The sequence below is a fragment of the bacterium genome (genome assembly GCA_035308905.1).
In the GTDB taxonomy this organism is placed as follows: domain Bacteria; phylum Sysuimicrobiota; class Sysuimicrobiia; order Sysuimicrobiales; family Segetimicrobiaceae; genus DASSJF01.
Genome location: DATGFS010000010.1, coordinates 1 through 25,551, shown reverse-complemented (window position 1 = coordinate 25,551; position 25,551 = coordinate 1). Strand labels below are relative to the sequence as shown.

The 25,551-nt window shown below is 67.2% G+C and carries 26 protein-coding genes and 1 tRNA gene; 16 read left to right on the top strand and 11 right to left on the bottom strand.

What is annotated here, in order from left to right:
• The 3 genes from hutU to VKT83_03515 form a co-directional block, all read right to left on the bottom strand.
• Positions 1 to 973: urocanate hydratase (hutU, locus tag VKT83_03525; protein ID HLY21518.1), on the bottom strand; the 973-nt coding region annotated here is incomplete at its 3' end.
• Positions 970 to 2,085, bottom strand: coding sequence for a histidinol-phosphate transaminase (hisC, locus tag VKT83_03520; GenBank protein ID HLY21517.1), 1,116 nt, complete (start codon positions 2,083 to 2,085; stop codon positions 970 to 972). The genes hutU and hisC, both read right to left, overlap by 4 nt.
• A gap of 26 nt (positions 2,086 to 2,111) precedes the next feature.
• On the bottom strand, positions 2,112 to 2,609 hold the full coding sequence (locus tag VKT83_03515) for a helix-turn-helix transcriptional regulator (protein HLY21516.1): 498 nt from the start codon (positions 2,607 to 2,609) through the stop codon (positions 2,112 to 2,114).
• A gap of 495 nt (positions 2,610 to 3,104) precedes the next feature.
• Between VKT83_03515 and VKT83_03510 the strand changes: the two genes are divergently transcribed.
• The gene (locus VKT83_03510) at positions 3,105 to 3,809 is read left to right on the top strand and encodes an IS1595 family transposase (protein ID HLY21515.1); all 705 of its coding nucleotides are present in this window, start codon (positions 3,105 to 3,107) and stop codon (positions 3,807 to 3,809) included.
• A gap of 9 nt (positions 3,810 to 3,818) precedes the next feature.
• Here VKT83_03510 and VKT83_03505 read toward each other — a convergent pair whose 3' ends face one another.
• From VKT83_03505 to VKT83_03495, 3 genes are all read right to left on the bottom strand, one after another.
• On the bottom strand, positions 3,819 to 4,292 hold the full coding sequence (locus VKT83_03505; GenBank protein ID HLY21514.1) for a hypothetical protein: 474 nt from the start codon (positions 4,290 to 4,292) through the stop codon (positions 3,819 to 3,821).
• Positions 4,293 to 4,387: 95 nt separating this feature from the next.
• A tRNA-Trp gene (locus VKT83_03500) sits at positions 4,388 to 4,467 on the bottom strand.
• A gap of 425 nt (positions 4,468 to 4,892) precedes the next feature.
• Entirely contained in the window at positions 4,893 to 5,753 is an 861-nt protein-coding gene (locus VKT83_03495) for a hypothetical protein (protein HLY21513.1), read from the bottom strand.
• Positions 5,754 to 5,870: 117 nt separating this feature from the next.
• Here VKT83_03495 and VKT83_03490 point away from each other — a divergent pair, with 117 nt between their 5' ends.
• On the top strand, positions 5,871 to 6,128 hold the full coding sequence (locus tag VKT83_03490) for a helix-turn-helix transcriptional regulator (GenBank protein ID HLY21512.1): 258 nt from the start codon (positions 5,871 to 5,873) through the stop codon (positions 6,126 to 6,128).
• A 43-nt stretch (positions 6,129 to 6,171) separates the two neighbouring features.
• Here VKT83_03490 and VKT83_03485 read toward each other — a convergent pair whose 3' ends face one another.
• Complete coding sequence (locus tag VKT83_03485; GenBank protein ID HLY21511.1) at positions 6,172 to 7,137, bottom strand: LD-carboxypeptidase; 966 nt, start codon at positions 7,135 to 7,137, stop codon at positions 6,172 to 6,174.
• Positions 7,138 to 7,208: 71 nt separating this feature from the next.
• Positions 7,209 to 7,625 (bottom strand): ATP-binding protein, encoded by a 417-nt coding sequence (locus tag VKT83_03480; protein ID HLY21510.1) that lies wholly within the window; start codon positions 7,623 to 7,625, stop codon positions 7,209 to 7,211.
• Positions 7,626 to 7,825: 200 nt separating this feature from the next.
• Here VKT83_03480 and VKT83_03475 point away from each other — a divergent pair, with 200 nt between their 5' ends.
• The 8 genes from VKT83_03475 (at position 7,826) to VKT83_03440 (ending at position 16,577) form a co-directional block, all read left to right on the top strand.
• Entirely contained in the window at positions 7,826 to 8,473 is a 648-nt protein-coding gene (locus VKT83_03475; protein ID HLY21509.1) for a metal-dependent transcriptional regulator, read from the top strand.
• A 73-nt stretch (positions 8,474 to 8,546) separates the two neighbouring features.
• Positions 8,547 to 9,803, top strand: coding sequence for an Nramp family divalent metal transporter (locus VKT83_03470; protein ID HLY21508.1), 1,257 nt, complete (start codon positions 8,547 to 8,549; stop codon positions 9,801 to 9,803).
• A gap of 40 nt (positions 9,804 to 9,843) precedes the next feature.
• Complete coding sequence (locus tag VKT83_03465) at positions 9,844 to 10,800, top strand: universal stress protein (protein HLY21507.1); 957 nt, start codon at positions 9,844 to 9,846, stop codon at positions 10,798 to 10,800.
• Positions 10,801 to 11,283: 483 nt separating this feature from the next.
• Positions 11,284 to 12,948, top strand: a complete 1,665-nt coding sequence (locus VKT83_03460) for a hypothetical protein (GenBank protein HLY21506.1) — start codon at positions 11,284 to 11,286, stop codon at positions 12,946 to 12,948.
• A gap of 25 nt (positions 12,949 to 12,973) precedes the next feature.
• The gene (locus VKT83_03455) at positions 12,974 to 14,134 is read left to right on the top strand and encodes a DUF444 family protein (GenBank protein HLY21505.1); all 1,161 of its coding nucleotides are present in this window, start codon (positions 12,974 to 12,976) and stop codon (positions 14,132 to 14,134) included.
• Between the two features lies 1 nt (position 14,135).
• Positions 14,136 to 15,305, top strand: a complete 1,170-nt coding sequence (locus VKT83_03450; protein ID HLY21504.1) for a SpoVR family protein — start codon at positions 14,136 to 14,138, stop codon at positions 15,303 to 15,305.
• 43 nt (positions 15,306 to 15,348) lie between these two features.
• Positions 15,349 to 15,837, top strand: coding sequence for a DUF402 domain-containing protein (locus VKT83_03445; GenBank protein ID HLY21503.1), 489 nt, complete (start codon positions 15,349 to 15,351; stop codon positions 15,835 to 15,837).
• A complete protein-coding gene (locus VKT83_03440) occupies positions 15,834 to 16,577 on the top strand; it encodes a glucose 1-dehydrogenase (GenBank protein ID HLY21502.1) in 744 nt (247 codons plus the stop codon). The genes VKT83_03445 and VKT83_03440 overlap by 4 nt, the downstream gene beginning before the upstream one ends.
• A gap of 40 nt (positions 16,578 to 16,617) precedes the next feature.
• Here the strand turns inward: VKT83_03440 and VKT83_03435 are convergent, their stop codons facing one another.
• Positions 16,618 to 17,118 carry a bifunctional nuclease family protein gene (locus tag VKT83_03435; protein HLY21501.1) on the bottom strand — a complete coding sequence of 167 codons (501 nt, stop codon included), beginning with the start codon at positions 17,116 to 17,118 and terminating at the stop codon, positions 16,618 to 16,620.
• Between the two features lie 201 nt (positions 17,119 to 17,319).
• Here VKT83_03435 and VKT83_03430 point away from each other — a divergent pair, with 201 nt between their 5' ends.
• From VKT83_03430 to VKT83_03415, 4 genes are all read left to right on the top strand, one after another.
• Positions 17,320 to 17,871, top strand: coding sequence for a C40 family peptidase (locus tag VKT83_03430; protein HLY21500.1), 552 nt, complete (start codon positions 17,320 to 17,322; stop codon positions 17,869 to 17,871).
• Between the two features lie 12 nt (positions 17,872 to 17,883).
• Positions 17,884 to 19,272: a Mur ligase family protein gene (locus VKT83_03425; GenBank protein HLY21499.1), complete on the top strand. Its 1,389-nt coding sequence runs from the start codon at positions 17,884 to 17,886 to the stop codon at positions 19,270 to 19,272.
• Entirely contained in the window at positions 19,269 to 20,018 is a 750-nt protein-coding gene (locus VKT83_03420; protein ID HLY21498.1) for a glutamine amidotransferase, read from the top strand. Before VKT83_03425 ends, VKT83_03420 begins: the two co-directional genes overlap by 4 nt.
• Positions 20,019 to 20,233: 215 nt before the next feature.
• Positions 20,234 to 21,139 carry an MFS transporter gene (locus tag VKT83_03415; protein HLY21497.1) on the top strand — a complete coding sequence of 302 codons (906 nt, stop codon included), beginning with the start codon at positions 20,234 to 20,236 and terminating at the stop codon, positions 21,137 to 21,139.
• 24 nt (positions 21,140 to 21,163) lie between these two features.
• On the opposite strand, the gene VKT83_03410 is transcribed toward VKT83_03415, so the two are convergent.
• Positions 21,164 to 21,595, bottom strand: coding sequence for an SRPBCC domain-containing protein (locus VKT83_03410; GenBank protein ID HLY21496.1), 432 nt, complete (start codon positions 21,593 to 21,595; stop codon positions 21,164 to 21,166).
• Between the two features lie 123 nt (positions 21,596 to 21,718).
• Here VKT83_03410 and VKT83_03405 point away from each other — a divergent pair, with 123 nt between their 5' ends.
• The gene (locus VKT83_03405) at positions 21,719 to 23,632 is read left to right on the top strand and encodes an acetate--CoA ligase (protein ID HLY21495.1); all 1,914 of its coding nucleotides are present in this window, start codon (positions 21,719 to 21,721) and stop codon (positions 23,630 to 23,632) included.
• A gap of 37 nt (positions 23,633 to 23,669) precedes the next feature.
• Positions 23,670 to 24,872 (top strand): alpha-hydroxy acid oxidase, encoded by a 1,203-nt coding sequence (locus VKT83_03400; protein ID HLY21494.1) that lies wholly within the window; start codon positions 23,670 to 23,672, stop codon positions 24,870 to 24,872.
• Positions 24,873 to 24,874: 2 nt separating this feature from the next.
• Here the strand turns inward: VKT83_03400 and VKT83_03395 are convergent.
• The coding region (locus VKT83_03395) for an LLM class flavin-dependent oxidoreductase (protein ID HLY21493.1) at positions 24,875 to 25,551 on the bottom strand (677 nt) is incomplete at its 5' end.

Here is a 25,551-nt window from a genome sequence, read left to right as displayed (position 1 = left end):
GGAAGTCGAGCATCGCTTCGACGTGGCGGGCGACCGATGTTTCGGCCCTCGCGACGTAACCGTCGGGATCGGTCCGGCGCAGCGCCGCCGCGGCGGCGGCGCTGAGGCCGTCCGGAATGTAGCCGCCGAGGAGGTCGTGGGCGGAGGTCTGATCGGTGACGACGTCCACCGGGACGCCACGGCCGAGGATCTCGCGGTAGAGGTGTGCCGCGTTGCCGAGCAGGGCGATGGACCGGGGCCGCCGCTCGCGTACCGCCTGTTCGGCGAGATGCAGGGCCGCGTCCAGGCTCTGCGTCGATTCGTCCACCCAGCCGGCACGCGCCCGCCGGTCGATGCGCGCCGGGTCGGCTTCCACGACCAGCGCCACGCCTTCGTTCATCGTGACAGCCAGCGGCTGGGCGCCGCCCATGCCGCCGAGCCCCGCGGTCAGGACGAGACGGCCGCGCAGGCTGCCGCCGAAATGCCGCCGCGCGAGCGCGGCGAACGTCTCGTACGTTCCCTGGATGATGCCTTGGGTCCCGATGTAGATCCAGGAGCCGGCCGTCATCTGCCCGTACATCGTCAGACCGAGCGCCTCGAGGCGCCGGAACTCGTCCCACGTCGCCCAGGCCGGGACCAGCATCGCGTTCGTGATCAGGACGCGCGGCGCGTCGGGGTGCGATCGAAAGACGCCCACCGGCTTGCCGGACTGCACGAGGAGGGTCTCATCGCCCTCGAGCGCCCGCAGCGCGCCGACGATGCCGTCGAAAGCCGCCCAGGACCGGGCCGCCCGTCCGGTGCCGCCGTAGACGATCAGCTCGTCCGGCTTTTCGGCGACCTCCGGATCGAGGTTGTTCATCAGCATCCGCAGCGCCGCTTCCTGCGGCCAGCCTTTGCACGACAGCGTGGTGCCCCGCGGCGCGCGCACGGGGCGCGGTCCGCCCGTACCGCCCCGCGAAGACGGGGCCGCACCGCCCCGCGAAGACGGGGTCATCGCGCGACGAGCACAGTCTTGAGGGCCGCGATCAGGCGGCGGTTCTCGCCGGCGGTTCCGACCGTGATGCGCGCCCACGTCGGGAGCCGCCACATCGCGCCGGGCCGGATGATCACGCCGTGCGGCAGCAGCTGCCGAGCGACATCGTTCGCCGGGCGGCCGAGGTCGACCAGCACGAAGTTGGCCTGGCTCGGAATGCTGCGCAGCCCCAGGTCCGCGAGTGAGGCGGCCAGCCAGGCGCGTCCGGTCCGGTTGTTCTCGTAGGCGGCGCGGACATACGCTTCGTCGTCGAGCGTTGCCTCGGCCGCGGCCTGCGCGAGCCGGTCTACCGGAAACGGCTCGCGGACCACGTTGAAGCAGGCGATGATCTCCGGCGCCGCGACCGCGTATCCGACGCGCAGCCCGGCCAGTCCGTAAATCTTGGAGAACGTGCGCAGGACGACGAGATTAGGATACCGGCCGAGCAGCGTGGCGGCGTCCGGGAACGCCGGATCGCCGGCGAATTCAGCGTACGCCTCGTCGAGCACGGCGAGCGCCGTCGGCGGGAGGCTCTTGAGGAACCCCTCGACCTCGTCGTGGGTGACGATCGTCCCGGTCGGGTTGTTGGGGTTGCAGACGATCACCATCTTGGCGTTCGCCGCCGCGCCGGCCATCCGCGGGAGGTCCAGGCGCCACTCGCGCACCGGCACCTCGACGGGTACGGCGTTGAGCATCAGCGCGAGCGACGCGTACGCCGTGTACGTCGGGACGCCCACCACGCAGCGGTCCCCCGCGTCGAGGAACGCGAGGCCGAGGCACGTGAGCACGTTGTCGACGCCGTTCGCGACACAGACGTGGTCGGGCGTGACTTTGAACCGGGCGGCGACGCGCCGGCGCAGGGCCGCGCACGTCGGGTCCGGATAGTGATGCACGCCGTCGATCACGGCGAGCAGCGCGTCCCGGATGCGCGGCGAGACGCCGAGCGGATTCTCGTTGCTGCCCAGCTTCGCGACGCTGGTGAGGCCGTACTGTTTCTGCACGTCCTCCGCGGAGCGGCCGGGGACGTAGGGCTCGAGCGCGGCGAGCGCCTTTCTCGCGAGGGGATGGAGCCGCGGCGTCGTGGATTCGTTCACGGCACTTCCTTTCGGTGCGGGCAACGCTACCTCCGCCGGGCGACCCGCGCCCGGCCACCATGAAACTTAAGCCGGGCGACCCGCGCCCGCCTCGCGAAGTCCTCGGCGATCAGCTCAGCGTAACGGCGAAGCGCGGCCGGCTCGAGACGGGGCTCGACGCCGGCCCGTTTGGCGAGGGCGCGCAGCCGTGCCGGAGTCAGCGACTTCGCGTAGGCGCGCACCGCGGCGTCCGGCCGGCCATGTCCACCGTATACCGGGGATTCTTCCCGGACGCGGTCCGCCGGATCTGCCGATCGGCCGATCCGGCCCGCCGCCGTTTCTGCGCCGAGCAGCGTCACTGGCGCGACGCGGAAAATTGACGCGATCTTCGGGACGTCCTCAAGCGGCACCCGGCGGTGGCCCATTTCGTAACGGTTGATCGCGCCGGCCGTGAGCCCCATGCGGGCGCCGAGGGCGGCCTGCGAGAGGCCGGTCCGGAGCCTGAGGGCGCGGAGCCGGGCGCCGATTCGCTGATAGAAGCCCAAGGGAACCGCCTTTGACGAAACGTCACGACGAATTTACCACATTCCTCAGAAGCAAACAAGACATAACGCCGACGCGGTCACGCGCGGCGGAATTGTTTATTGACAAAATGGCAATAATCGAGTTAGGCAGGATTATATACTTGACACAGGTGATTCCGAAGCGTACGCTTGAGATGTGAAAAGCGCATCGTTCAGTCTCTCCGCTTCGGCTTCGACGCCGCCCGCAGTTTGCGGCGCAGATCACGTTTCACGCTTGCCACAAGACCGCGAAGCGGCACACGCTCCAACGAGTTCGCCGATGCCGATTTCTTCCGAGGTGCCTTCGTGAATCTCTTGACCATATTAGGCTCCTACTCCACCGACGAGAAGTGCCGTGAACTGCTCAAGCGGTTGCGTTGGCCGAATGGCGTCCGATGCCCCCGTTGTCAGTCCAAAATCGTATACCCTGTCGCCGGTCGGAAGCAATGGGAGTGCAAGTGCGGATACCAATTCTCCGTGACCGCTGGCAACATCTTTGGCGATTCGCACCTGCCGCTCGAAACATGGTTCGCCGCCGTCCTGCTCCTGGTCGAAGCGCGTAAAGGCTTCTCGGCCAATCAGATGAAGCGGACACTTGGCGTCAGTTACAAGACCGCATGGTACCTGTGCCACAGAATCCGCGCCGCGATGTTGGAATCCCAACAGACCAAACTCGGCGGCATCGTCGAAATCGACGAAACCTATGTCGGTGGCAAGATACGCGGCAACCGTAATTGGTCGAAGAACAAGCAGGCCGTGCTGGCGATCCGGCAGCGTGGCGGGCCGCTCCGGTTCTTCCGCGCCAAGGGCGTGACGGCAGAGACGCTGAGCCAGTTCGTGCGCGAACACGTTAGCGACGATGTAGAACTGTTCATCACGGACGACTACCGCCCGCACGCCATTGTGGGATACCCGTTCGGCAAGCGGCACAAGACGATTCGACACCTCAATCGGAGTTATGTGCGCGGTATCGTCCACACCAACACGGTTGAGTCGGCCTTCTCGTTGCTGAAGCGCGGCATCATCGGTACATGGCATCAGGTCAGCGCGAAACATCTCCCCGCCTATCTCAACGAAATGGCGTTCCGGTTCAATCGCCGGAAGGACAGTGATCTTTTCGTGGACACGCTCAAGCACATGGTCACAACGCCGACGCTCACCTTCAAGAACCTCACGGCATGACAAAATCAGTCAGACCGCAGGAACGGTTGTTTTCTCGCCCTCCGTCCTTTCCTTACGGGTTGCTTTGAAGTATTGCTTGATCCCCTTTTCGATCCCCTTCGAAGCCAAATATCTCTCTCTCAGTTCCCACTTGCCAGTACCAACCTTGATAAAGGTAGTCTTGGCATTACGTCGCAGGACTGTTTGGACGATGGCATAAATGCCACGATGCCCGTTTGCGCTCTTAATTCGTCCCGTCTGATAGACGCGATTAGCAATGTCTCGAACCGACATCGCACCATTCCCGCTCCTGAGGATAGAAGCAATGGCAATTTGATTCGCCCCCATTTTGCGCGATGAGGACGGCTCAGAACTGTCGTATGTCTCCATCTCAATAAGGATATTGTGCAGCATATTGAGCCGCCGCTCTATCTTGTCCTTTTGACGAGTCAATTGCGCGATCTCTCTTCGCGCAGCTCGCTCGACCGATGTCCTTCTCATCATTGTCGCTCCATGAGTTCTACTTGCTTGTAATGCCTAACCGTGATTGCTGCTCTTCCCTTACTTAGCGTGTGTCATCTACCATTGAGTTGAAAGAGCGGAGGGGACGGGACTCGAACCCGCAACCCGGCAGGGTACGGTTTTGGAGACCGCTCGGCTCGCCAGTGCCAGCCCCTCCGCGCATAGAGTAAGGGGGAGTCGCCCCCGCGCATCGATCTTCTGATGCGCCACCGATGGCCAGTCGGGTTTGCCCGAGGCGACCCCCAAACGCATAGGGCGGGACCACCGTTTGGACGCGGAGCCGGGACCGCCCTATAGCCGTTTCCGATTATAGCACAGGTCGACCGTTTACAAGGGGCGTCCAAGTGTATACCGAACACCAGGTCGTTACTCATATCCCGAAGCCAGCGGTGGCGGCAAGAGACAGGGGCAAATTATGGAGGAGCGATTCCAACGGTACTGGCGTTGGGCCTTCGGACTGGCGTACACGATCGTCACGTACGAGATCATTCGAGCCCATCTGTTTGAGTACGGCGGGATCGAAGGTTTGGTGTTCTGGACTGCGTACATCGTCGTGATAATTGCAGGCATCATGGCGTGGTCTCATCCTACCTGAGCCTCTTTGCTTGGAAGGGACGGTAACTTCTTCAGACTTTCAAATTGGCGAATCTCTTCTACCTGTTCATCGGACGGGTACCTAGGTGCCAAATCCTGGCGGATTATTTCAAGCACATCACTCTGTTCACTTTCATCAATAGAAACGTGGTCTGTTTGGCCTTTTCTCATCACTAGCATGACCGTCGTTTCTCCTACTCCAGTAGCACGTTGCGCGGCTACTTTAGCCTCGTAAACGTAGTAGAGTGCCAGCGGTAAACTCATTCCGGAATGAAACTTTCGCATGAACAGCGAGAAAATCGCCGCAGTTGAACCAGTCCCGGCAGCGGCGAAATGAGAACTTGTTACCAACTTTCCCACGCCTGGATTGTGCACTGTGATAATGTCGCCATCGTCATCACCGAAAAATCCACACGCGATCAGATCCACTTCTAAATCATAACGCTGTAATCCACCATCAATTTCAGCGAATGTAGATTCCGGAAGCGATTTGTGTCCTTTGTCCTTGAACTCATTTAACGTCCAACCTCGGGCAACGAGAGGTTCAGCCGCAGCATGGTGCATCCGTACTCGTCTGTACGATTCGACCAATTCACGGCGCACATCTAATGTGCCGTTAACGGAACCCTGAGCCGCTCGATCACGTAATGCACCGCCAGCTGTTGCTGCGATTTCATGAGCAGCTTCAACATCGTTGCCAGCAACAAGCGTAAACCAAGTTGGCGATATTTTATGAATCTTGATCTCCGTGTCCGTCTCCATTTCCCCCGATGCCAATCCGACGCGACGATCAGCCACCATAATAAGAGTCTTGTTGTTGTCGCATAATGCCGCAATGCAAATGGTCACGGGACGCCTCCATTTAGGCGGAAAACACCATTCTTTCCGCTGTCTAGAGGCTAACATGGGACCCTCCCTGTATCAAGTACATAATCCTGGAGTTAGGCTGAACACGGGGTCGTCTCGATGCGAGTCCGTCTGAGGCACGGCGCGCTGGAAGCCGCGATCGCGCGGCGCAATCTGACCAAGACCGCGCTGGCCCAAAGGATGGGCATGCACCGGACGCATCTGTCCGACATTCTGGCCGGGCGAACCCACCCGGGCCCAAAGACCCGGCAGCGTCTCCTCGACGCCCTCGGCGGAACGTTCGATGAGTTCTTTGAAATCGTCGACGGGAGTCAGCGGCGGCGTGCCCGGCTCCGCGACTTGGCCGATTTGTACTAGCGATGCGACGACGCGGGGGGTATCCGGCGATGGACGGCGGCGTCTAAGCTTCTACTCCGGCCTCCTCAACCGAGAGGCTGCGCTCGGCGGCATCGAGCCGTGCCCGGACGCCGATCGGCAGCGTCAGGTGGTAGGCTCCGTGTCCGCACGCGAGCCCATAGATCGCCGGCTTGCGGAGCGGGACGATGTGATCCTCGAGAATCTGCTGCAGCGAAAGCGTGTCTCCCGGTTCCGCTGAATACCGGCATTCCCCGATAACGATGCCCGTCACCGCGTCGAGGATCCCCGCCAAGCGCAGGTGCGCGAGTTTGCGGTCGAGACGATAGAGCTTGTCCCCCACGTCCTCGAGGAAGAGGATGCTGCCCCGAAATGCCTCCGCCTCCGGCACGAAGCGCGTGCCGAGCAGTGCGGTAAGCAGGGCGGCGTTGCCGCCGATCAGCGGTCCCTCGGCGACCCCGGGCACGAGCGTTTCGATCGCCGGCGCGCCCGGAGGGTTGACGAGCCGGCCGAGCGGCTCGGCTTTGGTCACGGCGCGCAGCAGCTCCAGATAATCGTGCGGGTCGGGCTGCGCGAGCGCGCCCGCCATCGGGCCGTGAAAGGTCACGAAGCCGCACTGCGTGTACAGGGCGAGGTGAAGAGCCGTAATGTCACTGAACCCGACGAAGACCTTGGGGTGGCGGCCGATCGCGGCGTAGGCGAGCCGGTCGAGCAGACGGTGCGCGCCGTAGCCTCCGCGGATACAGAGGACGCCGTTCACCGCCGGGTTCTCCAGCATCGCCTGGAGATCGGCCGTACGATCGGTGTCGGCGCCGGCGAGATAGCCGCGGGCATCGAACGCGTGCGGCGCGACGACGGTGCGAAACCCGACGTCGTGGAGCCGCTGCCTGGTACGTTCGACGCTTTCCGGCGTTGAGCCGCTGCCGCCCGGCCGGGTCGGGCCCGACGGTGATACGAGCCCGATCGTATCGCCGGGACGGAGCGCGCGAGGCTTGCGGAGCGCGGGCGCCATGGCACTCAACGTTCTCGCCGGGGCCGCGGCACTCCTCGACCGAGTGCGTATGGCCGGGCGGGTGGGGCGGTTCAGGCGGCCAATGTCTGCCCGGGTTCGAGCGACTTCGCGATCAGGACGGCCAATCCGTGGCCGACCCGGCTCACGCGGACCTTGACGTTGTCGGTAAGATGGCCTGTGAGGTACAAGCCGCGGCCGCCGTCATCAGCGACGGAGGGCTGTCCCTCCGGGACGGTGACCGTGGTGGTGGCCGTCCCGTGGTCGATCACGATCACCGTCGCCAACCCGATGGCGCAGAACACCTCGATAAACACGGGTCCGATGCCGGAGGGGTACGCGTGCAGGTGGGTATTCGACAACACTTCGCCGGCCGCGATTTCCATCTCTGAGACCGCGTCGCGGCCGAGGCCCGTCTGAGCCAGGGCCTGAGAGACCCGCCGCCGGGCATCGCCCAGGGCTTCAGGACGACTGCTGGTGAGGAGGCGCATCACGCGCGATGCGTCTATGGTCCGACATTTGGAATCCCGCGGTATTATCGAATCCATCAGCGTGATTTGCCCCGCCCTGGGGCGTTTCAAACAATTTCCCCCGGCCCCCTATTGACACCGTCGGCGCACACCAATAAACTGGGGGCTACCAGTTTTTAGCCTGCACTAAATTATTTTATATGCGAGTGTGGAGGGTGACCGTGCCCGCGATCACCGGCGTCATGCAAGACTACCTGAAGGCGATCTACAAGCTGCAGCAGGGCCGCGACGCCGTCGCGACATCGGAGGTCGCCGAGCGTTTGGACGTGTCGGCGGCATCCGCGACGAACATGATCAAGCGCCTCGCGCGCCTGCGGCTGGTCGCCTACTCGCGCTACCAGGGGTTCGTGCTCACGTCCGCGGGCGAGAAAATCGCGCTCGAGATCATTCGCCACCATCGGCTGATCGAGCTCTATCTGGCGCAGCACCTGGGGGTGCCGCTGGAGCGGGTGCACGGCGAGGCCGAGCGGATGGAGCACGTGCTTTCCGAAGAGGTGGAGGCGCGCATGGCCACCGTCCTCGGCAATCCCGTGCAGGATCCCCACGGCGATCCGATTCCGTCGACGGACGGGTCGATGCGTGACGTCCGCTACCCGAAACTCGAGACCCTGGCGCAGGGGGCGGAGGGCGTCGTCGCGCACGTCAGCGATCAGAGTCCCGCGCTGCTCCGGCGGCTCGCCAGTCTCGGGGTGCTGCCGGGCGCCGTCCTCAAGGTGCTTGCACGCCGGCGCAACGGCTGCGACGTCGAGGTCGAAGGCCGGCGGCTGACGCTCCCCCATTCACTCAGCGAACACGTGCACGTTCAGTAACGTGCCTGGGAAGGAACCGATAGCCGCCGTGCCCGGCCAACCGCCCGGCCCCCGCCGCGGCGACGTTGCGACCGTGAGCGCGGCCACGGACATCCTGGCCGGCCGGAGCCGCCGGCGCGGTCTGCTGCAGCTGCTGCCCTTCCTCGGCCCCGCGTTTGTCGCGTCGGTCGCCTACATCGATCCCGGCAACTTTGCCACCAACATCCAGGGCGGCTCGGAGTTCGGCTACCGGCTGGTGTGGGTCGTATTGGCGAGCAACGTCATCGCGATGCTGGTGCAGGCTCTGTCGGCCAAGCTCGGCATCGCGACCGGCCGCAACCTCGCGGAGATGTGCCGCGAGCAGTTTCCCCGGCCGGTGGTCTGGGTGTTGTGGGTGTTGATGGAAGGCGTGGCGATGGCCACCGACCTCGCCGAGTTTCTGGGGGCGGCGATCGGATTCAACCTGCTCTTCGGGATGCCGCTGATGCCGGCCGCGCTGCTGACCGGGATCTGCACCCTCGTGATCCTCGCGCTCGAACAGCAAGGCTTCCGCCCGGTGGAGGCCGTGATCACGACGCTCGTCGGCGTGATCGCCGGATGCTATCTGGTGGAGACCGTGTTGGATCGCCCCAGCTGGGGCGCGGTCGCGGCCAGCGTCGTCCACCCGATGCTCGGCGGCCCCGAGGCGGTGCTGTTGGCCGTCGGAATTCTCGGCGCCACCGTGATGCCGCACGTGATCTTCCTGCACTCGTCGCTGACCCAGCGCCGGGTCGCGACGGAGAACGCCGAGCAGGCGAGGCGCCTCGTCCGGTTCGAGCTCGCCGACGTCGTGATCGCGATGACGATCGCCGGGCTGGTCAACGCCGCGATGCTGGTGATGGCCGCCTCGACCTTCTGGGGGCACGGGCTGACCAAGGTGGCGAGCATCGAGGAGGCCCACAAGACGCTGGCTCCGCTGCTGGGCCCCGCCAGCAGCGCCGTGTTCGCCATCTCGCTGCTGGCGTCCGGCCTCTCCTCGTCCACCGTCGGCACCATGGCGGGCCAGGTCGTGATGCAGGGGTTTCTCCACCGCCAGATTTCGATCTGGCTGCGGCGGTTGGTCACGATGGCGCCCGCCATCGTCGTCATCGCCCTGGGGTTCGATCCCACGCGGACGCTCGTGATCAGCCAGGTGATATTGAGCTTCGGGCTGCCGTTCGCCCTCGTGCCGCTCGTGCTGTTCACGCGGCGCCGCGATCTCATGGGCCCGCTCGTCAACGGGTGGCTCGTCTCCGTCGCCGCGGTGCTCGTCACGGCGTTCATCATCGGGCTGAACCTGTATCTGATCGTGCAGACGATCCGGGGCGGGTAACGACAGGGGAGCGATGCGTCGTACCGAAAACGGAGGGGCCATGGCCGCGGCGGCATCCGGAGTGAACGGCGGCGTCACGATCCGGCGGATCCTCGTCCCGCTCGACGGATCGCGCCTCGCCGAGTGGGTCCTGCCGCCCGCGGCATCGCTCGCCCGGCATCTCGGGGCGCGCCTCACCCTGCTGCACGTGACGGAGCGCGACGCGCCTCCGAGCGTGCACGGCGAGCGTCACCTGACGCGGATCGACGAGTCCGATCGGTATCTCGCCGAGGTGGCCGCGCGGTGCGGCGCCGCCGGCGTCGAGACGGAGACCCACGTTCACCCGAACCCCGAGGGCAACGTGACGCAGAGCATCGTCGCGCACGCCGCGGACCTCGACGCCGACCTGATCGTCCTCGCGACCCACGGCGCCGGCGGGGCGCGCCGGGCCCTCTTCGGCAGCGTGGCCCAGCAGGTGCTGCGGCGCGGCGACCGTCCAGTGCTGCTGATCCGGCCGCCGGAATCGGGCGCTGTCCCGCCAATCGACCGGAACGGTCTCACCCTCCATAAGATGTTGCTTCCGCTCGACGGCGAACCGGCCGCCGAGGCGGCACTGCCGTTTGCGGGCACGTTCGCCCGGGCCTACGGCGCCGAGATCGTGCTGCTTCGGGTCGTCCCCACGTTGTCGACGATCGCGGGCGAGCGGGCCAGCGCGGCCAAACTGGTGCCGACGGCCGCCGCGGCGACCCTGGATTATGAGGAGGGCGAGGCGCAGCGCTACCTTCGCACGATCGCGGACCTGATCCGTGCCGTCGGGATCGGCGTTTCTTGGGCCGTCGCCCGCGGGGACGCGGCGCAGGGGGTGCTGGACGAGGCCGCGGCCTCCGGGGCGGAGCTGCTGATCATGGCCTCCCACGGCCGGACCGGTCTGAGCGCCGTGTTCACCGGCAGCGTCGCCTCCAAGGTGGTCGGCCGCTACGCCGGGCCGATCCTCCTCGTGCGCGCGCCGGACGCTTGACCGAGAGTTTTGATTGACACCTCTACCCGAGGCCGCTATACTCGGTTAAAAGTTCATACGGCACTGCCGTTGTACTAGACGCAGCTCGCACATCGCAGCGCCGCCCCAGACGCCGGTGCATGCCACCGGCCAGCCCCGCGAAAGCGGGACGATCCGGCGACAGAGGGGCGGCCTTGACGGAGCGACTTCGGCCAAACGTCGTGGCAGTGCGTGACGAAACGGAAACCACAACCCGGGCGGGGAGTCTCCGGTCTCCTCGAGCCGGGTTTCTCTCATTTTCCCGGGTTTCGACCGTCCTCCGTGACCAACGGGTCTGTCTAAAGGACGGCCGGAACGGGCACCTCCCGGGCATGCGGCCCGGCCGGGGTGAACGCCCATCCAGTATTCGTCGTACGGGGTATATCAAAGGGCAGACGTGAGGCACGCCGACGCGGGCTCGGGGAATTTGCGGGGCGGCCCGGCACAAAAGCAGGTGACTCTTATATGGAACCGTTCGCAAACGTAGCCGACTACGTCGCACAGAGCAAGACGAACCGGCGCCTCGGGCGCACGACGCTGCACTACATCTCCGACATGATCGACTATTTCGGCAAGGCCAAGGTGTTCGAAGGCATTTACGGCATGGACAAGCAGATCGACGACATCGTCGCGTTCTTTAAAGGATACGCGATGAGCATGGAGCGGCGTCTCCTGCTGCTGGTCGGCCCGCAGGGCTCCGGCAAGTCGATGACGGTGGACAAGATCAAGCGGCGGCTCGAGGAGTACTCGCAGACGCCCGACGGCGCGGTGTACGCCGTGGACGGCTGCCCGTTCCACCAGCATCCGTTCGACCTCGTGCCCATCGACGTGCGGCAGACGGAAGACCTCCAGTGGCACGAGGAGGCCGTGCCCTGTCCGGTGTGCGAGCGGCTGATCGCCCGGGCCGGCGGGTGGGAGAAAGTCCCGGTGCTGCGGATCAACATCTCGGCCCGCGACAAGGTCGGCGTCGCCAAGCACACTCCGACCGACCTCCGCCGCGAAGACATCACGAACTTCGTCGGCAACATCAACTTCGCGATGCTGAAGGAGCGCGGCTCGACGTACGACCCGGACGCCTACGACTTCGAAGGCAAGGTCATCTGGGCCAACCGCGGGATCCTGGACTGGACCGAGGTCTTCAAGAGCCGGCGGCAGCTGCTGTCGCTGCTGCTCGAGCTGATCCAGTCGAAGCGGATCGACCTCGCGAACTTCCCGACCGTCCACGTCGATATGGTGGTCATCGGACACACCAACTATCCGGAGTACAACGTGTTCCTGTCCGAGGACATCATGGAGCCGCTGCGGGGCCGGATCCACAAGGTCGACTACCCGTACAACGTGGACGCGCCGGGCGAGATGCAGATCTACCGCGACCTCGTCGAGCGGGCCAACCGCGTCCGCCGCGAGAGCAAGCACGTGCCCCAGGACGTCTACGAGCTGGCGGCGACCTACGCGATCAAGACGCGCGCCGAGTCGCAGGGTCTGCGCGGGCTGTCGCCGCGATTCTTCGAGGACGCCTTCTCGCTCGGGTACACGTCCGCCCGGAGCTGCGTCGACCTCGAGGTGATCACCGAGGCGGTGGAGTCCACCTTCGCCCACCAGTCGATCAAGGACCTGAACCAGAAAGACCTGCTCAAGGTCTTCGAGGAGACGAAGGTCGAGTTCATCAACGGCAAGGTCGAGCTGCTGGTCGAGAACATCGTCCCGACGCACTTCTACGACTACGGCCAGAACCTGTACCTCAACTACCTCGACGCGGCCTCGCGCAGCGTGCTCGGCGAGACCCTCGCCGACAGCGACAAAGAGCTGCTCGACGAGGTGGAAGGCATCCTCGTCCAAAAGCGGCAGATCAGCCGCCAGGGCCGCGTGGCGTTCGAGAACGTGCTGCTGGAGCGCCGCGACGAGCTGCGCAAGATGAGCTACAAGGACAACGAGCACCTGCGCGGCGCCATCAACGAGATCGTCTTCAACAAGATCAAGAACTGCCTGCGCCTCTACGAGAAGACCGAGGAGATGGACGCGAAGAGCCGCGAGCTGCTCGACGTGCTGCAGCGCAGCGCGATCGAGGAGCACGGCTACTGCGAGTCCTGCGCGCGCTCCCTCTTCCGGACGATCGGCAGGAGCTTCTAGGCCGCGGGCCGGGTCGAGGCGCGCCATGCGCATTCACCGCGGACGGATCGCCCAGTACAAGCACGATCAGCTGCTGCGGGAGTATCTCAAGCAGAACCTGAACGAGCTGATCCAGCAGAAAGAGCTGATCCTCGACGGCAAGGTCAAGACGCAGATCGCGACGCTCGACCTGCCGACGCTGAAGTTCGGCGAGGAGAGCCAGTTCCTGGCGCAGGGCAGCGGTTCCGGCGGGGCCGGCGGCCAGGGCGCCGGGGCGGGGGCGGGCGGCGACCAGGTCCAGGCTCTCGGCGGCCTCCTCGGCGGCGACCACCACGGCAAGGAGCTCCAGGTCGAGCTCGACTTCGACGAGTTCGTGCGCCTCGCGCAGGAGGTGCTGCTCGACGACCTGCGCCTGCCGGCGTTCCACGACCCGGGGCGGGCCGGGGAGGTCGAGGCCCAGGAGCAGGTCGAGCTCGACGACCTCGACCGGATCGGCCTCCGCGCCGACCTGAACCTCGAAGAGACGATGCTGCAGAGCCTGGTGCGCAACACGCGCGAGTCGGGCAAGGTCGACTACGACGTCGACGTGCAGCAGGACGGCTGGTACTTTACCGAAGACCCGACGACCTTCCAGAACAACCGGTCGGTCGAGGTGTACGTGCTCGACATCTCCGGGTCGATGCGCGGCGAGTACCTCGCGCTCGTGCGCAAGACGATCTTCATCCTCTGGCACTACCTGGAGCGCCGCTACCCGACGAACCTCCGGCGGTACGTCGTCTTCCAGGACGTGGCCGAGGAGAAGACCCGGGACGAGTTCTTCTGCGTGGAATCGAGCGGCGGCACGCACATCAGCACCGGCTTCGAGAAAGCGATCAGCCTGCTCGACGGCGTGACCGAGTACGACAAGTTCCTGTTCATGTTCACGGACGGCGAGACGAGCTCCGGCGACTTCGACCTGGCGAAGAAACGGTTCGACGAGGCGCTCGGCGGGTTCGACCTGGTGTGCTACGGCCACGTGAACCCCGGCGGCCGCGGCATCGGCGGGTTCAGCGAGTTTGTCCAGGAGGCGGTGCGCACCCGCGAGGGCGCGATGTTCGCCAACCTGGTCGATCTGGAGACGATCCGGACGGCGATGCGGGACTTCCTCGGATTCTTCGAGACGCGCGCCGCGCGCCGGCCGATGGCCGCCGCGATGCGGAGGGACTGACGTGCTGAGCGGACCGATGGTCGAGTACGAGAATGTGATCGGGCGCCTCGAGACGCTTGCCCGCGACCGCGGCCTCGCGTTCAATCCCGTCGTCTTCCAGCTCACGGACAGCGACGAGATCGCCGAAGTGGCGAGCATGGGTCTGCCGAACCGGTTCGTCCACTGGTACTGGGGCGGCGTCTATAAAGAGCTCGTCACCCAGCAGAACAAGGAAGTGTTCAACATCCTCGAGCTCGTGCTGAACACGGTGCCGTCGCACGCCTTCTTACGTTCCACCAACACGTATCTCGAGAACGTGCTCGTGATCGCGCACGTCTTCGGGCACGCGGACTTCTTCGCCAACAACCACTGGTACCAGAAGTCGAACAAGAACATGCTGAACGAGGCCGAGCGGCACGCGCGGATGATCCGCTCCTACGAGCGGCAGTACGGCCGTGAGCGCGTCGAGAAGCTGCTCGATGCGCTGCTCACCGTCGCGACCTCGGTCAACGCCTTCGAGCGCAGCCCCAAAGAGAAGCGCCGCCGGCTCATGTACTATCTCGAGGAGAAGGCCCCGCTGGAAGACTTCGAGCGGAGCATCCTCGAAGCGATCCGCGAAGAGGCCGAGTACTTCGACCTCATCCAGCGCACCCACATCATCAACGAGGGCTGGGCGACCTTCGTCGAGGCCGAGCTGCTGACACGCCTCTTGAGCGCGCAGGAGTGGGCCAGCATCTCGGTGCACCTCTGCAACCGGCCGGCCCCGTACACGATCGGCTACACGCTGTTCAAGTCGATCCGCGACGACGACGGCTTCGACCGGGCGCTGGAGATGCGGCGCTACCACGAGGACGTGAGCCTCATCGACACGGTGCTGACGGAAGACCTGGTGCGCCGGCTCGATATCTTCGTCTACGATCCGAAGGAGAAGCAGAAGAGCTACGATCTCGTGAAGGTCAAGGAAATGCTGATCAACCAGAAGCTGCACAAGGGCGATCCGCGGATCGAAGTCGATCCGTCGTCCTGCGGCCGCGACCTGCTCCTCGTGCATCAGGACGAGGACCGCAAGCTCGAGCCGAAGCGCGTCGGCCTCTTCCTGAAGGCCGTCTACGCCCTGTGGCGCAACCCCGTGAAGCTCCGCGCGAACGGCAAAGTGTACACCTACGACCGGCGGGGGCTGTCCTCCACGTAGCACACGCGCAGGTGGGCCGCGGCGCGGCCCGAACTCAACGCCCGTGAACGTGCTCGAAGTCAAGCGCCGCCTCGACGGCAGCGTGCGCACCTATCCGTGCGAGGCCGTCGAGATCGCAGCGGATCGCGCGGTGCTGCTGTACCGCCTGCCGGGCCAGGGCCGCGTCGCCGACCTCGTCCTGCCGGCCGGGACGCTGACCGTCGCCTACTACTGGCTCGATCGGCCCTACAACGTCTACCACTGGATGGCTCCGTCGGGCGAGACGCTGGCCTACTACTTCAACCTCAGCGGGCCGGTTCGGATCGGCCCGGACGGCCTGGAGTGGGAGGATCTCGAGGTCGACGTGCTCGTCACGCCGGATGGGCGCGTGCAGATTCTGGACGAGGACGCCGTGCCTGCGGCGGCGGCGGCGCGCCTGCCCGAGATCGCCCGCGCGCGGGAGCGCGTGCTGGCGGATTGGCCGGCCGTGGTCGCCGACGTCGAACGCGCCTCGCGGGCGCTTCAGCCGGGTCCGGGGGCCGCGCGCGCATGAACCGGCTGCGCGGACGGGTCGCCCTCGTCACCGGCTCGAGCCGGGGTATCGGCCGCGCGATCGCCCAGGCGTTCGCGCGCGAGGGCGCGGCCGTCGTGCTGAACGCCGCGCGCTCGATCGGAGACGCCCGCACCGCGGCCCAGGCGATCGGCGCCGGCGGCGGCAAGGCCGTCGCGATTCAGGCCGACGTGGCGCGCCCGGCGGAGGCGCGGCGGCTCGTGGCCGAGGCCGTTCGCGCGTTTGGGCGCCTCGACGTCCTCGTGAACAACGCCGGCATCAGCGACCGGACCTCGTTCGCGGAGATGAACGAGGAGACGTGGCGGCAGATGATGGACGTCCACGTGACGGGGCCGATGTTCGCCGCGCAGGCGGCGGCCGCGGCGATGGCGCGGGACGGCGGCGCGATCATCAACATTGCCTCGATGCGCGGCATCGACCCCGGCGGCGGCGCCGTGCACTACAGCGTGAGCAAGGCGGCGGTGATCATGCTGACGCGGTGTCTCGCGCGCGATCTCGCGCCGGGGATCCGCGTGAACGCGATCGCGCCCGGCTACACGGAGACCGCCTTCCACGCGGAGCGGACAATCGCCGACCGTCAGGCGATCGCCGCGCGGATCCCGCTCGGCCGGTTCGCCCAGCCGGACGAGGTGGCGAAGGCCGCGGTATTCCTCGCGTCGGACGAGGCGGCGTATATCACCGGAGACACGTTGGTCGTGTCGGGGGGCGTGGTGACGCGCTGATCCGCCGGACGGGCCGGCGGGGCCTGAGCGCGGGGAGCGGTCAGGACTCTTCGAGCTTCTTGTCTTTGAGCTTCTTTGCGAAATCCGCGGGCTTGACGTTTTCGATGAACCGCTTGAACTCTTCCACCTCGTGTTCGTCGAACGCCTTCTTCAGTTGGATCGCCGTGGCCGCGACCTTGTCTTCGACGAAGATCGGCGCGGACGTGCGCAGCGCGATCGCGATCGCGTCGCTCGGACGGGAATCGACCACGACGTCGGTGCCGTTCCGCTTCAGGTGAATCTCCGCGAAGTACGTGCCGTTCTGAATGTCGGTGACCACGATGCGGCTGATGCTGACGGTGAGGTGCTGCAGCATCTGCTTGATGAGGTCGTGGGTCATAGGGCGCGGCATCTGCACGCCCTGCAGTTGAAACGCGATAGACTGGGCTTCCGATCCGCCGATCCAGATCGGCAGCGCGAGCGTCTCGGCCTGATCGACCAGCAGCACGACGGGGTTCATCTGCTGATCCATCGCCACGGTCTTGACCTTCATCGTGATCATCAGGTACCTCCGCCCGCGACCCTGGTTCCCGCTGATTCTACTCGCCCGATCGTGTGCCCTTCAAGTGGCGCGCGAAAGCACGGCGTCACTTTGGTTATTCCCATGTGGTCTCCGTTCGAGTCCGCGCGCTTCGACGCGGCCGCGCCGCGCGGAGGCCGCCGTGCAGGGGGGCGGCGCGCATGACCCGAATAGGGCGACGTGATGCGGGCGGCTGCCTCCGGTTCCTGCGCATTCTTCCTGTTGATCGGTGTCCCGCTGCTGGGTGTCCCGGCCGCGGCGTCCGCGGGCGTGCCGGCCCCGGCCGCGATTACGGCCGAGGCACCGGCCGTCACCGCGGTGTGGGGCGCGCCTCCGGTGCCATGGATCCGCGCGCTGCCGTCGCGCGGCGCCGTGGTTACCGCGGGCATCGCGCGTCTGGCGATGCGCTACCTCGGCCGGCCGTACCAGTGGTCCGGCATCGGGCAGCGCGGGTTCGACTGTTCGGGGTTGGTGTTCCGCGTCTTCGGCGCGTTCGGCATGGCGGTCCCGCACTCGTCGTTCGGCCAGTATCAGGCCGGCACGGCGGTGCCGGCCGCGCTGCTCGGGCCCGGCGACCTCGTATTCTTCCACACGTACAACAGCGGGCCGTCGCACGTCGGCATTTACCTGGGCGCGGGCCGCTTCATCCACGCGTCGGTTGCCCGCGGGGTCATCGTCTCGTCGATGGACGATCCCTATTACCGCAGCAGATACCTGGGGGCGCGCCGGTACTAAGCGCCGTTCTTCGTGTCGCTCAACGTACGTCTCAGCACCGCGATCGCGCTCGGTAAGACCGCCGCGACGCTGAGCCGCGTGCTGGGCCGCGGCGGCGGCACGACGATGCCCGGACGGGTCGCCCGCGCCGTCGAGCCGAACGTCGTCGGCCTCCTCGCCGGGCGGCTGCCGGGGGGAACGGTCCTCGTCGCCGGCACCAACGGCAAGACCACCACGGCCCACCTGATCGCCCACATCATGCGCGCCGAAGGCCGCCGCGTCGTGCACAACCGCGCCGGCGCGAACCTCGCCGCCGGCATCGCATCGGCGCTCGTCGAGCACGCCGATCTCTGCGGGGCGCCGGCCGGCGACCTGGGCATTTTCGAGGTCGATGAAGCGACCGTGCCGCGCGTCGTCCCCGCGCTCGCGCCGCGGGTCGCGGTGTTCACCAATTTGTTCCGCGACCAGCTCGACCGGTACGGGGAGATCGACTACATCTCCGGCCTCTGGCGCGCCGCGGGCGCACGGCTGCCCGCGGGGTTCGTGCGCGTGGCGAACGCCGACGACCCCCTGGTCTACGACGCGGTGCGGGAGATGCCGGGCACGCTCGTGACGTACGGCCTCGACGACGACCGCCACGCGCTGCCCGCGCTCGAGCACACCGCGGAGGCCCGGTACTGCTACCGCTGCGGCACGCCGTACATCTACGCGGTGACGTACTTCGGCCACATGGGCCGGTACCGCTGCCCGACCTGCGGTGTCGCGCGGCCCGACCCCGACGTTGTCGCCCGGGACATCACGCTTGCCGGACCGGACGGCGCCGCCTTCACCGTCGAGGCGGGGCCGGCGGGGCGGGCGCGCGTGACTACGCGGCTGCCCGGGCTCTACAACGTCTACAATATCCTGGCCGCGGTCGCCGCGTCGCTCCAAATCGAAGTCTCGCTCGCCCGCGCGGCGGACGCGGTCGGCTCGTTCCTGCCGGCGTTCGGCCGCGCCGAACGCCTGACGCTCGACGGCCGCGAGGTGCAGATCCTGCTCGTCAAGAACCCGGCGGGTTTCAACGAGGTGCTCCGGACCGTGCTGGCCGGTGGTTCGCTGCCCGTCGTGCTGATCGCAATCAACGACCTGATCGCCGACGGCCGCGACGTCTCGTGGCTGTGGGATGTGGATTTCGAGATGCTGGCCGGCCGCGCGGCGCGCGTGGTCGCGGGCGGGCTGCGCGCGGAGGACCTGGCGGTGCGGCTCGAATACGCCGGCATCCCCGCGGCCGCGATCGAGGTCGAGCGGTCCTACGACGCGGCGCTCGACCGCGCGCTCGCGCACGCGACCTCCCGGCTGTTCATCCTGCCGACGTACACCGCCATGCTGGCGATTCGCGCCGTGCTCGAGCGGCGCGGCGTCGTGGGGAGGTTCTGGGAATGATGCCGGTGCTGCGGATCTGCCATCTCTATCCGGATCTGCTCAACCTGTACGGCGACCGCGGCAACATCATGGTCCTCGTGAGCCGCGCGCGGCGGCGCGGCATCGAGGTGATCGTCAAGGACGCCGGGCTGAACGACGACATCGGGCCCGACGACGCGGATCTCTTCTTCGTCGGCGGCGGCGAGGACCGCCAGCAGCGGATCGCCGTCGGCGACCTCGTCGACCGGAAGCGCGGTCCGCTCGAAGCGGCCGTCGCGGACGGCGCCGTGGTCCTCGCCGTGTGCGGCGGGTATCAGCTGATCGGGAAGTATTACCGGCCCGCCGAAGGCGACGATCTGCCGGGACTTGCGCTGCTCGATCTGTGGACCGAGCACGCCGGGCCCTCGGCGCCGCGCCTCATCGGCAATCTCGTCATCCAGCCGGACGGCGGCGAGCCGCCGCTCGTCGGGTTCGAAAACCACGGCGGCCGGACGTTCCTCGGTCCCGGCGCCCGGCCGCTCGGCCGTGTGGTCGTGGGGTTCGGCAACAACGGCACGGACCGGACCGAGGGCGCGGTGGCCGGCCGCGTCTACGGGACCTACCTGCACGGTCCGCTGCTGCCGAAGAATCCGGCGTTTGCCGACCGCCTGATCCGCGAGGCGTTGAGCCGGCGCTTTCCGGAGACTGCCCTGGCGCCGCTGCCCGACACGTTCGAGGCCCGGGCCCGCGACGCGATGCTCACCCGATTGGGCGCCCGGACCGCTTGAGCCCGCGGTGACTCGGGCGGTGAGTCTGCCGCCTGCGCGAAGCGCGGGCACCGGGGCGGGCCGGCCGCCGGCGCAGATCGCCGCGGTCGTCGGCCTTGCCGAACTGGGCTTCGCCACCGTCGTTCCGCTGCTGCCGCTGTACCTGAAAGAGCGTCTTGGGGCGAGCGTGACGCTCGTCGGCCTGGTCGTGGCCGCGTTCGCCGCGGTCGACACGTCTGCGCCTCATCGATGGCTCGGGCAGCGCCGCGGTGTGGCCGTGCGCGGCCGCGGCCATCGCGGAGCGTACCGGCGCGGCGCGGCGCGCCGCCGGGATGGGCACGCTCAACATGTTCTTCCTCACCGGCCTGGCGCTCGGGCCGAGCGTCGGGCTGTTTGTCTTGGCCGCCTTTGGCAACTACCGCGCGGGATTCTATCTGGCGGGAGTGCTGCTGCTCACCGCCGCGGGCGTCGCGTCGCTGGTGTTCCGCGGCGAGGCCGGACGCGGCGGGGTGGCGCCGAGCGGACCGTCGGGCCGCGGCGGCGTGTCGGTCGCGATGTCGCCGCGGGCAGTGATTGCCGCGGTACGGTCGTCTCCCGTGCTCCCGGCGTTGCTCGCGATCGCGTTCGTGCAGATGTTCGGCGTTGGGCTGCTGGCGCCGATCCTGGTCATCTACGCGCACGACGTGGTGGGGCTCGGCGACCGATTGTTGGGTGTGCTCTTTCTCGTGCTCGTGCTGGCGGTGGCCGCGGCCTCGGTCCCGGGAGGCCACCTGGCCGACCGCGTTGGACGGTCGCGCACCGTCGTGTGGGGGATGTCGATGGCCAGTGCCGGCATGTGGCTGCTGCCCGCCGCGGGGCGCGGCCATGTGATCGTTCTCGGCGTCGCGGCGGTCCTGCTCGGCGGCAGTTACGCGCTGTCGTCTCCGGCGTGGCTTGCGTTGATGAGCGAAGCGGCTCCGGAGGGCCGCACCGGTTTGGTGATGGGCGCGTCGGAAACGGCGCAGGGCGCGGGGCTCATCGTCGGGCCCGTGCTCGGAGGGCTACTGTACGACCGCGTGGGACCGGGGACGCCCTTCATCGCGAGCGCGGCACTGCTGACGATCGGGACCGCGCTGGCGATTGCCACCCTGCGGCGCCGGTAGGGCGGCGTCGCTACAGGCTAACGCTCAGGTCTGTTCCACGACCTTCTTGAGATTGGCGAGCATGACGCCCCAGTTCTTTTCGGAATGCTGGCGCGCTTGCTCGTTCGGGTTGTTGTCCTGGGACAGCGCAAGCGTTGTCGCCTGATTCTGCTCCGACAGTTCAATCGTCACCGTGTGATAGTTATCCGGGGTGTCCGGCAGACCGGAGAGCGGACTGAAATGGGTGTACTCGAGGATCCGCCGCGGCTCCGCGCGCACGATCACGCCCTTGTCCTGATACGCCTTGCCTTTCCACTCTCCGGTAAAGGTGATCGCGCTGCCCGGCTTCCAGTCCGAGGCCACCGTCGCGCCGAACATGTATTGTTTCACCTTCTCGGGGTTGACGAGCGCGTCCCAGACTTTCGACGCGGGCGCATCGATCTTGATAGCCTGTTTCGCGACGAGTCCTTTAGCCATGATCGGTTTCCTGCTGATTCTATTACGGCAAGAGGATATCGTCGCCCGGGGAACCGCGCAAGAGGCGAACACGTGCCCTACGGAGGGCAGGGTCGGGGCGCGCTAGCGTGGTAGGTTGGTCGTATGGAAGTCGTCAATCCGATTGTCAGACGGTGGCAGCGGGAGGCGCTCGAGGATCCAGAGCGCTTCTGGGACCGCGCCGCCCGCAAACTGCCCTGGATCCGGACCTGGGACCGGGTCTTCGAGTGGAACTACCCGAACTTCCGGTGGTTCATCGGCGCGCAGACCAACCTTTCAGCCAGTTGTCTCGACCACCACGTCGCCAACGGACGCGGCGGGGTGGCCGCGCTCGTCTACGTCAACGAGCGGGGCGACCGCCGGGTCTTCACCTACGCGCAGCTGCTGCACGAGGTCGAGCGCGCCGCGGCCGCCCTCCGCGACATGGGCATCACGAAGGGCGACCGCCTTACCATATATATGCCGACGTGCCCCGAGGCGATCATCACCATGCTCGCGGCCGTGCGGATCGGCGCGATCCACTCGGTCGTCTACGCCGGATTCGGCGCGGGTGCCTTGGCCGACCGGATCAAGGCGAGCGGCTCCCGGCTCGTGTTCGCGGCGGACGTCGGGTTTCGCAAGGGGCGCGAAGTCCCGCTCAAGGAGATCGTCGACGCGGCGGTCGACGCCGGGTGCGACTCGGTGGAGCACGTCGTGGTGCTGCGGCGGGCCACCGTGCCAGCGCCCGTGGCGGCGCGCGACGTGGACTGGGGAGATTTTCTCGCGCGCGGCCACGGCCACTCCGGCGGGGCGGTCCCGATGGAGGCGAACGAGCCGGCCTATATCCTCGCGACGTCGGGGACAACGGCGACGCCCAAACTGTCGGTCCACATGCACGGGCCGTACGCCGTGCACGTTTACAGCATGGCGCGCTGGGTCTACGATCTTCGGCCTAGTGACGTCTGGTGGTCGACCTCCGATATCGGGTGGGTGGTGGGACACAGCTACATCGTCTACGCGCCGCTGCTGGTCGGGTGCACCACGATTGCCTACGAGGGTGCGCTGGACCACCCGGGCCCCGACGTGTTCTGGAAGGTGATCGACGAGTTCGGGGTCACGAGCGTCTTCACGTCGCCCACCGCGGTGCGGCTCTTGATGCGGTACGGCGAGGAACCGGCGAAGGGGCACGGGCTGGCGTCGCTCGAGCGCCTCTTCTGCGCCGGTGAACCCTTGAACGCGCCGGCCTGGGAATGGCTGCAGAAGAAAGTACTCGACGACCGCATTCCCGTGATCGACCACATGTGGCAGACGGAGACCGCGGGCCCGATCGTCGGCAATCCCTACGGGCTCGGCCTGCTGCCGATCAAGCCGGGGTCCGGCGGCATCCCGCTGCCCGGCATTGACGCAGAGATCGTGACCCCGGACGGCCAGGCCTGCGCGCCGGGCGAGAAGGGGATCCTCGTGATCGCGCGGCCGTTCCCGGGCCTCATCCAGACGCTCTGGGGGGATGCAAAGCGGTACGCCCGCGACTACTGGGAACGCATCCCGGGCCGCCGCGTGTATTATACCGGCGACTCCGCGCACATCGACGAGGACGGCTACGTGTGGTTCGCCGGCCGCGCGGACGAGATCATCAGCATCGCGGCGCACCGGATCGGGACGGTCGAGGTCGAAACGGCGCTGCTCAAGCACTCCGCGGTGGCCGAGGCGGCCGTGACCGGTCGCCCGGACGAACTCCGCGGCGAGGTGATCAGCGCGTTCGTCGTGCTCAAACTCGGCCGGGAGCCGTCGGCGGGCCTCAAAGACGAGCTCGTCGCGACGGCGCGGCGGGAACTCGGTCCGATCGCGGTGATCGGGGAGCTGAACTTCGTGAGCATGGTGCCCAAGACGCGGAGCGGCAAGATCATGCGCCGCGTGCTCAAGGCGGTCATTCTCGGCCGGGATCCGGGCGACGTCTCGACGATCGAAGACGAAGGCTCGATCGACGAGGCCCGCGAGGCGTGGCGCGCGATTCAGGCGGAGATCACAGCCGGCCGCTGAGCGGCCGGCCGCACGACACCGGGGGGTGTTTGGAACGATGGCGAACGTGGCCCGCGCCGTCAACATCGCCGACCTGCGGCTCATGGCGCAGCGGCGGCTGCCGAAGCCGATCTTCGATTACGTCGACGGCGGCGCCGAGGACGAGGTGACGCTCCGCGAGAACCGCCGCGCCTTCGAAGAGGTCACGTTCCGGCCGCGGCACGGCGTGGCCGTCCCGGAGGTCGACCTCCGCACCCGCGTGCTCGGCCAGGACATGGCGCTGCCCGTCCTGCTCGCGCCGGTAGGGTACTGCCGGATGTTCCATCCGAAGGGCGAGGTCGCCGCGGCCCGTGCCGCGGGCGAGGCCGGCACGGCCTTCATCCTCTCCACGGCGTCCGGGCACCCGCTCGAGGACGTGAAGGCCGCCACCCGGGGCCCCGCGTGGTTCCAGCTGTATCTGACCGGCGGCCGCGAGGCGGGGATCGACGTGCTGACGCGGGCCCGCGCGGCGGGCTTCTCCGTGCTTGCCATCACGATCGACACGTACGTGATCGGGATGCGCGAGCGCGACCATCACAACCACACCTCCGTTCTGCTCGGCGACAACCCATTCGCAAAGATTCCGTACCTCCCCGGCATCCTGGCGCACCCGGGGTGGCTCATCGACTTTCTGCTGGACGGTGGGGTCCATACGCTGCCCAACATCGTCACGCCGGGCGTGGGCCCGATGAAGCTGCGCGACGTCGGCAGTCTCATCCGGACGTCGTTCACCTGGGACGATCTCGGCTGGATCCGAGAAGTCTGGCCCGGACCGATCGTGTTCAAGGGCGTGCTGACCGCGGAGGACGCCAGGCGCGCGGTCGACGCGGGTGCGGCTGGCGTCGTCGTCTCGAACCACGGCGGCCGGCAGCTCGAGTCGTCGCCGGCGACGCTGCGCGCGCTCCCCGAGGTTGTGGCCGCGGTCGACGGCCGTGCGGAGGTGCTGCTCGACGGCGGCATCCGCCGCGGCACGGACGTGATCAAGGCCATCTGCCTCGGCGCCCGCGCGGTGCTGATCGGCCGCGCGTTCGCCTACGGCCTCGGCGCGGCGGGAGAAGCGGGCGTGGCGCGGGCGCTTGAGATCTTTAAAGCCGACCTAATGCGGAACCTGAAACTGTTGGGATGCGGTTCGGTCTCCGCGCTGGACCGCTCGTACGTCAACGCGCCGGCATGGGCGGCGCCCGCCGCTGAGCGCGTGATGGCGGCCGGCCGCGCGTTCTGACGTTACGCGGACGGGGCCGCGGCGCCGTCACGGGGGTTGAGGCCGAAGGCTTCGGCCAGTAACTCGTACGACCGCACGCGCGCGCGGTGGTCGTGGACGATCGTGAGGATCATCAACTCGTCTAGCGAGAGCGCATCCGCGATGCCCGTGAGCCGGTCGCGCACCTGCTCCCGCGACCCGACGATGTACCGCGGCCACTCGCTCCGCTCCGGCGGCATCGGGTCTGGGCCGGGACCCAGCTGCGCGAGCGCCTCCTCCGGCGTCGGGATGGCCCCGGGCTCGACGCCCTGGGCCCGCAGGTAGCGCCGCAGCCTGATGGCCGACGACTGGCGCACGGCTTCCGCTTCTGTCTCCGCGCAGATGACGCCGAGAGCGAGAATCGTGCGGCGGATCTTTTCGTCGGCGTGCGTCCGGTAGTACTCGAGCGCCTCGCGCGTGGGCTCCGGGTTGATGAAGTGGGCGAAGGCGTAGGGGAGGCCGATCTCCGCCGCCGCCCGAGCGCTCCACATGCTCGAGCCGAGGAGCCATACGTCGGGGCCTCCGGGCATGTCCGGCGTCACCAGGATGCGGCCGAAGGGGTGCGCCCGGGGAAACTCGCGGCGAAGAAACGCGAGGAGTTCCAGCAACTGGTCGGGAAAATCGTCGACCCACTCCTGACGGCTCCGGTCGCGGCGCAGCG

Coding starts and splice junctions, on each gene's coding strand:
- VKT83_03485 (HLY21511.1), bottom strand. CDS start 7,137: ATGGCGCCCGCGCTCCGCAAGCCTCGCGCGCTCCGTCCCGGCGATACG.
- VKT83_03435 (HLY21501.1), bottom strand. CDS start 17,118: ATGATCACGATGAAGGTCAAGACCGTGGCGATGGATCAGCAGATGAAC.
- VKT83_03490 (HLY21512.1), top strand. CDS start 5,871: ATGCGAGTCCGTCTGAGGCACGGCGCGCTGGAAGCCGCGATCGCGCGG.
- VKT83_03430 (HLY21500.1), top strand. CDS start 17,320: ATGCGGGCGGCTGCCTCCGGTTCCTGCGCATTCTTCCTGTTGATCGGT.
- VKT83_03455 (HLY21505.1), top strand. CDS start 12,974: ATGCGCATTCACCGCGGACGGATCGCCCAGTACAAGCACGATCAGCTG.
- VKT83_03465 (HLY21507.1), top strand. CDS start 9,844: ATGGCCGCGGCGGCATCCGGAGTGAACGGCGGCGTCACGATCCGGCGG.
- VKT83_03480 (HLY21510.1), bottom strand. CDS start 7,625: ATGCGCCTCCTCACCAGCAGTCGTCCTGAAGCCCTGGGCGATGCCCGG.
- VKT83_03400 (HLY21494.1), top strand. CDS start 23,670: ATGGCGAACGTGGCCCGCGCCGTCAACATCGCCGACCTGCGGCTCATG.
- VKT83_03505 (HLY21514.1), bottom strand. CDS start 4,292: ATGATGAGAAGGACATCGGTCGAGCGAGCTGCGCGAAGAGAGATCGCG.
- VKT83_03420 (HLY21498.1), top strand. CDS start 19,269: ATGATGCCGGTGCTGCGGATCTGCCATCTCTATCCGGATCTGCTCAAC.
- VKT83_03410 (HLY21496.1), bottom strand. CDS start 21,595: ATGGCTAAAGGACTCGTCGCGAAACAGGCTATCAAGATCGATGCGCCC.
- VKT83_03460 (HLY21506.1), top strand. CDS start 11,284: ATGGAACCGTTCGCAAACGTAGCCGACTACGTCGCACAGAGCAAGACG.
- VKT83_03440 (HLY21502.1), top strand. CDS start 15,834: ATGAACCGGCTGCGCGGACGGGTCGCCCTCGTCACCGGCTCGAGCCGG.
- VKT83_03405 (HLY21495.1), top strand. CDS start 21,719: ATGGAAGTCGTCAATCCGATTGTCAGACGGTGGCAGCGGGAGGCGCTC.